The organism is Fulvivirga kasyanovii (genome assembly GCF_009711405.1).
In the GTDB taxonomy this organism is placed as follows: Bacteria; Bacteroidota; Bacteroidia; order Cytophagales; family Cyclobacteriaceae; genus Fulvivirga; species Fulvivirga kasyanovii.
In genome coordinates this window covers 22,131-33,021 of record NZ_SMLW01000639.1, presented here as the reverse complement: position 1 = coordinate 33,021, position 10,891 = coordinate 22,131, and the positions used below count along the sequence as shown (strand labels likewise).

The window sequence follows — 10,891 nt, the reverse complement described above, 5'->3', positions numbered from 1 at the left end:
TTTAAAGAAAAGATTTGGGGCGGAGATAAAATAAAAACCATCCTGAACAAAGATTTTAGCCCGCTTGAAAATTGCGGTGAAACCTGGGAGCTGTCTGCCGTTAAGGGTAATGTATCTGAAATTGCCAATGGTGAGTTTGAAGGCATGCCCTTGGACGAACTACTCAGAAAATTCCCGAATGAGATCATGGGGTCGAAAGTTGTCTCTGAATTTGGTGACGAATTTCCTTTGCTTATCAAGTTTATCGATGCACAGCAAGACCTTTCCGTGCAGGTGCATCCCAATGATGTGCTGGCGAAGGCGAGGCACAATGGCATGGGCAAGACCGAGATGTGGTATATCATGCAGGCTGATGACGGTGCTTCTTTGATTGCGGGATTTAACCAGCCTTTAAACAAGGAGCAATACAGTGATCATTTCAGCAAAGGCACTCTTAACGATATACTGAATAGGGTAGAGGTTGACAAAGGTGATGTTTTTTACATTCCGGCCGGACGCATCCATACTATAGGCAAAGGCATTTTGCTGGCTGAGATACAGCAAACCTCTGACCTTACTTACAGAATATACGATTTTGACAGGGTAGATGCCCAGGGTAACAAGCGAGAGCTGCATGTGGAGGAGGCGCTGGATGCTTTGGATTACACCTTCCATGAAAACTACAAGACCCCTTATAAACTTCATCAAAACGACCGCTCGGAGCTGGTAAAGTCTCCTTATTTTACAACAAATAAATTTAACCTGGCCCAGCAGAAAACACTGGACTATTCTGATGTTGACTCTTTTGTGATCTACATATTTACGGAAGGGAAGGGCATTATCGGCTATGATGGAGGTGAGCAGCAGGTTCAACAGGGAGATGTGTTCTTAATACCAGCAACCTTAAAGGAGATAGAGATCAGACCTGAAGGTAATTTAGAATTGCTGGAAGTTTATATCGGCTAGCAGGCCGGAGAACCCAAAAAAAAGGAAAGCAGCACCGGCTGTAATATCAAAATTTAGCATTAACTTATATAGATTAATTAATGCTGAATTATGTGCAGGTTACTAGCATACCTCGGTCAGCCGGTGTTAATGGATAAGTTCCTTTACGAGCCGGACAACTCTATGATCAAACAGAGCTTTGAAGCTAAGGAAATAGAGGAACCCCTTAATGGTGATGGTTTTGGTGTAGGGTGGTATCATAAACATATTACCCACCAGCCGGCGGTTTTTGTGTCCATATACCCGGCATGGAACAACAGGAACCTGAGGTATCTGGCCTCCCTGGTACAGTCAGATTGCCTGATCGCCCATGTCAGGGCAGCAAGTGTTGGGGATGTATCAGAGTCTAATTGCCATCCCTTTCATTATCGAAATTATTTAATGGCGCATAACGGTGGCGTGGAGGAGTTTGATAAGATCAAGCGCTCATTGAAAGACCGGCTGTCGGACGAGCGCTATCTCTGGTTGAAGGGGCAAACGGATTCCGAGCATTTGTTTGCGCTCTTTTTAGAATATCTTTCTGCGAAAAAGGCTGATTTTACAGCCGATGATGTAGCTGATTCATTTGAAGAGATGATCGTTGCCCTGAAAGAAATGATGGAGGCTAAATCCATTACAGCACCGGCATACCTTAATATGGTTTTCGTTGACGGCGAAAGGATGGTCGGCCTGCGGTATACCACGAGTAAAGAGGTAAAACCACTGACCCTATATTACTCCGAAGGCAGCAAATACGTGTGCGAAGATGGAGTGTGCTATATGGTGCCATCCGAAGGAAGTGACAAATCTGTAATGATCGTATCAGAAAAACTCACTGACATAGCCCAGGACTGGAAAACCATACCGGATAATCATATGGTGCTGGTGTATAAAGACCTCTCCGTAAAGCTTCGGAAAGTGGAGGTTTGATGCTTCTGAAAGGCATGAAAATTTAAGGGCAGTTGTTATTGAATTCTGAAATCAAATGCGTAAATTTATACTACACGATGGAGATATTCATCTCTTAGTGACAGGAGGCTGTACAGTGATTTATGATGACCTTTGTTGTCGTAAATACTAGCCAACCCAAAGGCGAGTTTTACTCGCCTTTGGGTTTTCAGGGCCCTGTACTTTTTTCAGATCAAACTAAATTTCCGAGAGACACAAGTGGGTTAAGTTGAATCTCTGAAGAGAGAGGCCACTTTTCTGTTGTTTGTTAATGGCAATCGGCAAAAGCAGTTGACAAACTTCTATAATGGCAATGTGCGGATTGCAAGGGTTATGCAATATTCCACAAATAGGCAAAAACAAAAAATCCCTCGAGGACCTGGCCCCGGGGGATTTCTGTTGTCTATAGTTGGCTTTAATTGATTCAAAGGTAGCATCTTCCTGTTCAGTTGCAAATGGGAGCGCGACCAGTGGCATATTTTGCCGACTAATTGCAGAATTAGCCAATGAACATACTTTAATGGTGACAGGTTGTATGGGGAAACTCTGTCTCTGCGTGATTATGGTAGATTCTTAGGGGCAGCTTTAGAAGTTAAACCTCCAATAACCCATTGATGGTTTGCAAAAAACAAACCTTTGAGGATTGCTCCCCAAAGGCTTTGTGTTTGTCAATGGCCCTGATCAGAATGTTAACTTCACATCAAAGAGTACGCTTCTCTCAGGTCTGTTATAATCAAAAGTATAAGCGTTGTTTTTCACAAGCTGACCTTCCGTATCAAAAAGGTTTTTGATCAGTACGCCAACTTCTATTTTATTGGTTGGAGTGTAGGCAAGTTTCAAGTCTGTTTCCGTCCAGGCATCGATAGATTCTGGTCTGAATAAAGCAGTTTCTGCGGTTATATCGGAAGTCCTTCTCATAACCTCTCCCTGGTGGTGTATTACCGTGCTCAGGTAAAAGTACCTGGAAGTATAGGTTAGCCCCAGGTTGGCAGTATGTTGAGGTACCCAGGTGAGCTCATCCTTGCTTTCATCAATAGTGTCGTCCAGTATTTCCTCATCCAGTCGTGTAGCATAGGAATAGTTGAAAAACCCTGAAAATTTGCTCAATGTAAACAGCAGTTCCGACTCAATGCCTGTAGAAGTCAGAGAGTATACATTGGTGCTCAGGTTGGCATTGGCCACACTGTAAGCGATCTGGTTTTCAAAGTGTGTATGGAAGCCATTGACCCTCAGGTTAAATTTACTGCTGATCTTCCAGTCAGTGGCCAGCTCATAGGTGGTAATGATCTCTGGTTCAAGCTCACCGATGTTGGAAGCCAGGGAGTACGTATTGGCACCAAACATTTCAGTAGGGGCCGGGGTTCTGAAGGCCCTGCCTGCGAGTCCTTTGAAGGTAAGGTCAGAAGTAGCAAAATATACAATACCAAGCCTTGGGCTGAACTGGCTGAAGGATTTGCTCTTCTCAGATCTATTGGCGTCATATATATCAATATAGTCAAAAGACTGAGTGTCGAACCTGGCGCCCAGGGTAGCCTGGAGTTTGTCTCCAAATTTTGGAGAAATGTATTGTCCGAATATACCAAGGGTATTCACCGGCTTTTCTTCTACAAATTCAAACCATGGGTTAGCATCTACGAATTTATTGCCCGGATTAGCCTCATAAGTGTTGTTCAGGTCTATGTTACTGCTATGGGCTTTATCTCCGTTATAAAGGAAGATAGTGTGCTCAACACCTGCCAGGAGAGAAGATGACTTGCCTAATTTATAGCTGGCCTGTAACCTCGTGAGTACATCGTCGGCATGGGTTCTTAAATATTCGGTTACGCCGTCAGGGTAGAAACCGCTGAAAGCATTGTCGGAATAGTACCGCATATTCCAGTCGATACCATGACGCTGGTACCTCGACATAATCTCATAGCCAAAGTCTGAATCTACATTATTGGGCTTATATTTTACCGCTATCAGCCTCCTGAACTCCTTCATGGATTCCGGCTGGTCAGGGATGTAAAAAAGCCAGCCGTGCCCGGTTTGGAAATTCCAGTGCTGTTCATGATACTGAACAGACAGCCCTTCAAGTGAACCTTTACCCGCGATCTTGGCAAAAATGTAATTGCTTGACCGGTCATCCTGTACCTTTCTTTGAGAAGTGAGGTAGTTGCCTGCAAAATCTCTGGTGTCGTCGAATGACATGTACTCGTTCCCCAGGGTTTCAAAGGAGTTAAAGGCCAGTAGGATAGAAGCCCTGTCATTTTCTGCACCTGTTATGGCATCATAAATTTTTGTACCCCTTGATCCTATCCTGACCCTTGCAGTTCCAATACCATTCAGGTCCGCGGGGCTAAGCGTATTGATAGTCACCACACCATTGGTTGCATTGGATCCATAAAGTGCTGAACCCGGGCCCCTGATCACTTCCAGGGATTTGGTGAAAACCATAGGTGTTATTTCCCAGGTATATGCCGTCCCGTACAAGTTGTCATTTACAGGTACTCCATCTACCAGCATGAGGAGGTGGTTGTTGTTCCAACCCTCATAAAGGCCCCGGCTGGATAACGTTCGTCTGTCGTAGTCCTTTGACTGGGAAAACCCAGGCATATTCCCCATAATATCATGTATGCTGATCCAACCGTATTTCTGAATTTGATTTTGGTTTACCAGTGAAGCCACACTCGGGGCATCTGATATTTTCTGGGAAGTTTTGGATGCACTGCTTATTTCAATATTCAGCAGCTCTTCCAGGGTCAGGTCAAAAAAATCAGTTTCGGTGGTGTCCGCCTGCGAGTATAAGGGGGAAGAAGCCCATAGCAGGCAAAACATAACCGCTAGTTTCGATAGATTGTAAGTACATTTCATAGCCAACTGTTTTTAGTTTGTTTTATAAGTATGCTTATAGTTTAAAACCATGCCAATTGAGACAGAACTGCTTGTAAATCACTTACTACTAATCATTTACCTCCTGTTAGTTAGGGCTGGTACATTATCAAATCAGGAACTATATTCCCAATATGATACCTGGTAGTCTCCTTATCAATATACCAAATAAATGTCTGTTATAAAAGATATATTAGCGCTTAAAAACTCAGGTGTGGTAATGCCGCTAAAAAGTTGTTTTTCGGCCTTATTTCTAAATTATGTCAATAAGGAAGCAAATATTACAGAAGCAGATTTGATCAATGAACATTAAACTTCAATATAATGTAACATGGCAGCATCCTGTATTTGTCCGTGCGTCAGCCTGCAATTGACAGGTCGTAAAAGGGGGTGAAACCGGTTTTGTTGAAATTAAAGTGTATTTGAGAGTAGAAAATGCACCGTTTTGAAAGAAGCCGCGAATATAACAATCTATTAAGTATTATTGAACATTATGTACGGAATATTTTTTTCGTGTGTTAACCCGGATAGAGAAAGAAGTTCTGGGAAAACAAATTTGATTTCCTAATGTTTTTCTTTTTTTCATCTTTTTTACAAAAAAAAGCACATTGACTTTGTAAATCATTTTTGAGCTTTTATCTTTTCGATCGATTTAAATTACACAGGCTTAAAGAGATGAATGTTTATTCGAATAGTCCTTCTGTAATTGTCTGAATTATAAGGTGTTTGCAGTCTTTTAATTCTCTAAATCTTTCTTTAGTTATGTTTTATAATTGAGATTATTTCTCAAATAAATTATATTATGTTTTTAAATTATAAATTTCCAATATATACTTGCAACAGAGTTCAAAATGTGGTTGGGGTCGTTTCGTGCAGTGTTTTGGATGTTTGTAAACGAACCTTAAGCATAAGATTGCTTATTGGAAATATAAGTGAATAGATTATTACAGATTGTTGGCATGCGTGTTATAGTTAAGAACATTGGTCTCCATTTGTCGGGCTTGATTCAGTCATCAGGATTGGTATTGCTTTTGACAGGAGCGTTATTTTTATTTTCGGAAAGTGCTGTTGCCCAGGAAGGGATAAAAGGTAAGCTTAACGACTTTGCAGATAATGCTGCTACAAAGAAATCTTCCGAAAAGGAGCAGAAGGAAGTAGAAAAGTTAAGTACTGAACTAAAAACAGCAAAGGCACAAATCGATAGTGCCAAAGCAGAAAAGCAGGTCATTGACTCTATTTTCAGGGCAGAACAGGAAATTGGGGGAGTTGCGACAAACAACGAAGCTAAAGTAATAGATACTCTGGCTTTCGAAGAGAGGTTTTTTTCTGTGAAAAAGAAAGCGCCGTCCAACTCCAAAAAGGAAGACGATTGGAGGAAGAAATATCTTTTTACGCATACCAATGTCTATAAAAAGGTCCATGAACTTGACAGTACAAAGCAGGTATTCGGATGGCATCCGTTCTGGATGGGAACTGCATACAAGAGTTATAATTTCTCTCTATTATCCACAATAGCATATTTCTCCTATGAGCTGGATCCTGCCACGGGTGGGTATAAAAGCATTCATGACTGGAAAACTACAGCCCTGATAGATTCTGCAAAAAGGTACAATTGCGATGTGCTTTTAAGTGTAACCAACTTCGGAAGAGCCAATAATGCAGCGTTTTTGGCTAATCAGAGTGCCCAGGCTACATTTATTAATACCTTGATCTCTTTGCTAAAGGAAAGGGATGCAGACGGTGTTAACATTGATTTCGAACAAATCCCAGGCAGTTCGCGTGCTGCTTTTAATAACTTTATTATTGACCTTTCTTCCAGCTTAAGGTCAGTACGAAAAGATTATAAAATAACACTGGCCATTCCGGCCATTGATTTTGATAATGTTTACGACATCCCGCAACTAAATCAATACATTGATACGTACGTGGTAATGGGCTATGAATTTTACGGGTCCAACAGTACTGTAGCTGGTCCCGTAGCCCCGCTGGGTAGTGGTAATATCTGGTGGCAATATAACCTTGAAAGTGCCGTGAACGAATATCTTACTTTGGGTATCCCTAAATCAAAATTATTGCTTGGTCTGCCATATTATGGTGCTGAATGGGAAACTTATGACCTGAGATTTCCTTCCAAAGTAAAAGAATTTATTCGATACCCGATGTTCCGGGATATCAGAAAAAACCACTATAACAGTGGCTGCTGCGAAGATGAAGTAAGTAAAAGTAAGTTTTATGTCTATCGGGATAAAAACAACAACTATAGGCAAATATGGTATGAGGACAGTGTCTCCCTGGGCAAAAAATACGATTGGGTAATTGAGAATGATCTTGGCGGGGTAGGTATCTGGGCCCTTGGGTATGACAATGGCTATACCGAATTATGGGAGCTTTTGGCCAGCAAATTTGCCTTAAGCGATAAGGAAGCCATAGCTGTAGCTAAAACAAGGAGCCGTTTCAGTTTCAGGAGGTATTTAAGCCTCGCATTCAGAGTGTTGAATAACCCATATACCCTTATAAGAAACCCAAGACCCCTTTTCGGTATATTCGGAGCTATTTTCGGTTTGAGTATGGGTGGTTTTTTCCTGCTGTACCGATATGGGCACAGGCTAAAAAGAGTTTTTAAATTATTAATAAAATCTGGCATTACGCTTTTAATACTACTTGGAGTAGCACTCATCTTTATTGCATTGCAGTATATGGGGTTGAAGGAGGTTTCATACCTTCTTGGAGGGTTTGTGATAGGTGTAATTATATTCCTGTTGTTTAGCCATAGGTTCATTTCTGAAAAGAACCTTCCGTAATTGCCTGTATGATTAAAATATAAGTTTATGATAGAATCTGTTTTCATGGCCATGTCCGAAAGGCTTAACAGCTATTTCGCTAATAAGTTTTCGACAGGAGATGATTTTGTAATTGTGTCCAACCTGGTGAACCAGGATGGTACCCCTGCATTGACAGAATCTGATAAGCTTATCATAACACTTGCCAATGTTCAGCAGGAGTCAGTAAATACAAGACCCAATTCGGTGTCTATACTTGAAGCTCCTGTTAATATCAATATTCATACACTGATATCGGCTTACTTTGTTGAGGATAACTACCAGGACTCATTTAAATACTTGTCAGGAGTTATCAGCTTCTTTCAGTCCAATAAGGTTTTTAACCACCAAAACACTCCGGGGCTGGATCCTGGCATTGATAAAATAACTTTTGAAATATCTAATCTGGATATACAGGCCCTTAGCCAGCTATGGGGTATAGTAGGAGGTAAATACCTTCCGTCTATTCTGTACAAAGTACGTATGGTACCTATCAAGGATGATAACTTCCTTAGAGATACCGCAGTTTTCTCAGGTCTAAGCAGCAATATTATATAATTGAATGATAGAGATACAGTTCCAATATCGCCCATTTGCTGAGTTAAAAGTTAAACATAACTATTATGTGAAAAACTTGAACCGGGATGTGCGCTTTGTGCCTACGACACAATGTTTACAACTTGCTCAGCGTATGGGAGTTTTAATCAAAAACTCTGAAAATGGTATATCTCTTTCTTACGATGTATCTAATTCTGACGGCCTGCTGCATTATCTGTTGAATAATGAAGACATAGAATTCTCATTTTTATTGACAACTACCAACAGTTCTTTTGTCAATTTCACTGATATGGCCACTGAGAGTGTTGGTAATGTATTTTACTTCAATACGCTCCATGCCAGGAAAGTAAAGGACAACAATTACCAGTTGCACAAAGGAGAGTACGTTTCAAAAGAAGACAGGGTGCAGGTGAAAAAAGGTGATTTCTATTATACCCTTGACACCAAGGATAAAGAGACACACCTTGAACTTAAAGATGAGGACGGAAAGACTGTGGCGAACCAGAAAGTGTCCGGTCTGTCCAAATATCTTTTCCAGTTGAGCCGGTTGCCTCAGGGGCGCTATACTGTCTATGAAAATGGTAAGGAGAAGTTGAGTTTTGCCTATGTTAACCAAAAGCTCATGCGCCAGTCATGCATAGCCATGGTTACCGTAAGCCTTACCGGTAAAGATAAAAAAGAACTTATTGCAGTTCTGGAGAGGGGAGAGGTGCTTCCTTCTAAAGCGTACACACTGCATTTTGAATCCAGATCAACCTATTGGAAATACTTCATTGTATCAAAGTATAAGCTTCCTCTGGATAAATCATCAATCCATGCGGAAGGCCAGGATATTTCCTTCAAGGGGCCGGATAAAGTGAAGCTGCCCAATGGAGATACCGCCTATCTCTTTGAGGCAAGTACACCTTTGCCGCTCATGGAGATACCGAAATATAATTTAAAGCTAAGCAAGAGTAAACGAGCAGGGGGGAATGGTGAGGCTTATCTTAACAGGCTACCAACGCCAACGCCCGATTCCATTAAGCCGGAGTCAAGGAGCGAGACTTCAAAAGTATATTCAGAACTAATTGTGTATATATAAAAATTGAATAATCAACTAATTTAAATTAACAACTATGGCCCAAACACTTGCAACCCCAGGGGTTTACATTGACGAGAAGAGTTCTTTTCCCAATTCGACAGCCAGCATACCTACTGCTGTTCCTGCCTTTATTGGATATACAGAAAGAACTGTAAGGGATGGTCAATCTCTAATCAACAAGCCAGTAAGAATATCTTCGCTAGCAGAGTTTCATAACATATTCGGCGGTGGTTTTCAGGCTCCTTTTGCTATTCAGGCAGCATCTGGTGAAGAAGCTGATTTTGAAGTAGAAGGCAGAGGCTATCAGGTAGTGCCTGAAAACAATTCACGCTTCATTTTTTATGATAGCATCAGATTGTTTTTTGCTAACGGTGGTAGCACTTGCTACATTATTTCTGTAGGTTCTTATTACTCAAGCGTAGCTGGTGCTGCTTCTTCTGCTGCATCATCTTCTGCTGACAAAAACAAAAAAGGTGATGCAACTCCTGCCGCACCAGCAAAAACTTCAGACAGAAAAGTAAATGCAATTACTAAAAAAGCCCTTCAGGGTGGTCTGGATTCACTGGTAAGCCATGAGGAGCCTACTATCCTGGTTATCCCTGAGGCAGTAATGCTTGAGGAAGCTGATTGCTATGGATTGCAGCAGCAAATGTTGATGCACTGCGGACTTAAAATTAAAAACAGGTTTGCAATCATCGATGTATACAACGGATTCCAGTCAAGAACTTATGACAAGAATGACGTTATCACCAGATTCAGAGAAGGCGTAGGAAGCAACTTCCTGGCTTATGGAGCTGCATACTATCCATATGTATACACTTCTATTGTTCAAAACGACGAGTTGAGCTACAGAAATATCTCTAACCTTGACGTTTTGGAAGATGTGCTTTCAAAAGAAGCTGACAGCGGAGATAAGAAAAAATCTGAAGAGCTTAAAGCTGAGATCAAGAGATTGTCTCAATCAGGTGTTGATGCTGAGAGCCTGAACCAGACTTTGACTGCTATCAGCCCTGCATACAAAAAGATCATGCAAAAAGTGAAGAGGGTGCTTAACATTCTTCCTCCAAGTGCTGGTATGGCTGGTCTTTACAGTGCAGTAGATGCTACAAGAGGTGTATGGAAAGCCCCTGCTAACGTAAGCTACGGTTCTGCTATTTCTCCTGCAGTAAACCTTACTCACGACGATCAGGAAGACCTAAACGTTACTCCTTCAGGTAAGTCAATTAACGCTATCAGATCATTCATCGGTGAAGGTACTTTAGTTTGGGGTGCCAGAACGCTTGATGGTAACAGTGGAGACTGGAAATTTATAAACGTTAGAAGAACAGTAAGTTTCATTGAGCAATCAATTAAATATGCTGCTAAACCATACGTTTACGAGTCTAACTCTGCAAATACTTGGATATTGATCAGAAGTATGATCAATTCATTCCTGAATAATTTATGGAAGCAAGGTGGTTTGGTTGGTACTACTCCTGATGCTGCATACGAAGTGCAGATCGGTCTGGGTACTACAATGACCCCTGCGGATATTCTGGATGGCATCATGAGAATAACAGTTAAAGTGGCTGTATCTCGTCCTGCAGAATTCATCGTAATTACTTTCGAGCAGAAAATGCAGGATGCATAATTGATCTTTGACGAAGTAATT

General features: G+C 41.3%; 7 protein-coding genes. 6 read left to right on the top strand and 1 reads right to left on the bottom strand.

Features of this window, described 5'->3' with window-relative positions; translation table 11 throughout:
• Together E1163_RS22395 and E1163_RS22390 are read left to right on the top strand one after the other, a co-directional pair.
• Positions 1-945, top strand: a 945-nt coding sequence (locus E1163_RS22395; protein ID WP_155174704.1) for a type I phosphomannose isomerase catalytic subunit, incomplete at its 5' end; no start/stop codon positions are given.
• Positions 946-1,035: 90 nt separating this feature from the next.
• Entirely contained in the window at positions 1,036-1,893 is an 858-nt protein-coding gene (locus E1163_RS22390) for a class II glutamine amidotransferase (protein ID WP_155174703.1), read from the top strand.
• A 699-nt stretch (positions 1,894-2,592) separates the two neighbouring features.
• On the opposite strand, the gene E1163_RS22385 is transcribed toward E1163_RS22390, so the two are convergent.
• On the bottom strand, positions 2,593-4,764 hold the full coding sequence (locus E1163_RS22385) for a TonB-dependent receptor plug domain-containing protein (RefSeq protein ID WP_246223838.1): 2,172 nt from the start codon (positions 4,762-4,764) through the stop codon (positions 2,593-2,595).
• A 950-nt stretch (positions 4,765-5,714) separates the two neighbouring features.
• Between E1163_RS22385 and E1163_RS22380 the strand changes: the two genes are divergently transcribed.
• The 4 genes from E1163_RS22380 to E1163_RS22365 all read left to right on the top strand — a co-directional run bounded on the left by E1163_RS22380 (position 5,715) and on the right by E1163_RS22365 (position 10,870).
• Positions 5,715-7,583 carry a glycosyl hydrolase family 18 protein gene (locus tag E1163_RS22380; protein WP_155174702.1) on the top strand — a complete coding sequence of 623 codons (1,869 nt, stop codon included), beginning with the start codon at positions 5,715-5,717 and terminating at the stop codon, positions 7,581-7,583.
• A gap of 27 nt (positions 7,584-7,610) precedes the next feature.
• The gene (locus E1163_RS22375) at positions 7,611-8,159 is read left to right on the top strand and encodes a Pvc16 family protein (RefSeq protein WP_155174701.1); all 549 of its coding nucleotides are present in this window, start codon (positions 7,611-7,613) and stop codon (positions 8,157-8,159) included.
• Between the two features lie 67 nt (positions 8,160-8,226).
• A complete protein-coding gene (locus E1163_RS22370; protein WP_155174700.1) occupies positions 8,227-9,240 on the top strand; it encodes a hypothetical protein in 1,014 nt (337 codons plus the stop codon).
• Positions 9,241-9,274: 34 nt separating this feature from the next.
• On the top strand, positions 9,275-10,870 hold the full coding sequence (locus E1163_RS22365) for a phage tail sheath family protein (RefSeq protein ID WP_155174699.1): 1,596 nt from the start codon (positions 9,275-9,277) through the stop codon (positions 10,868-10,870).
• Positions 10,871-10,891 lie beyond the last annotated feature (21 nt).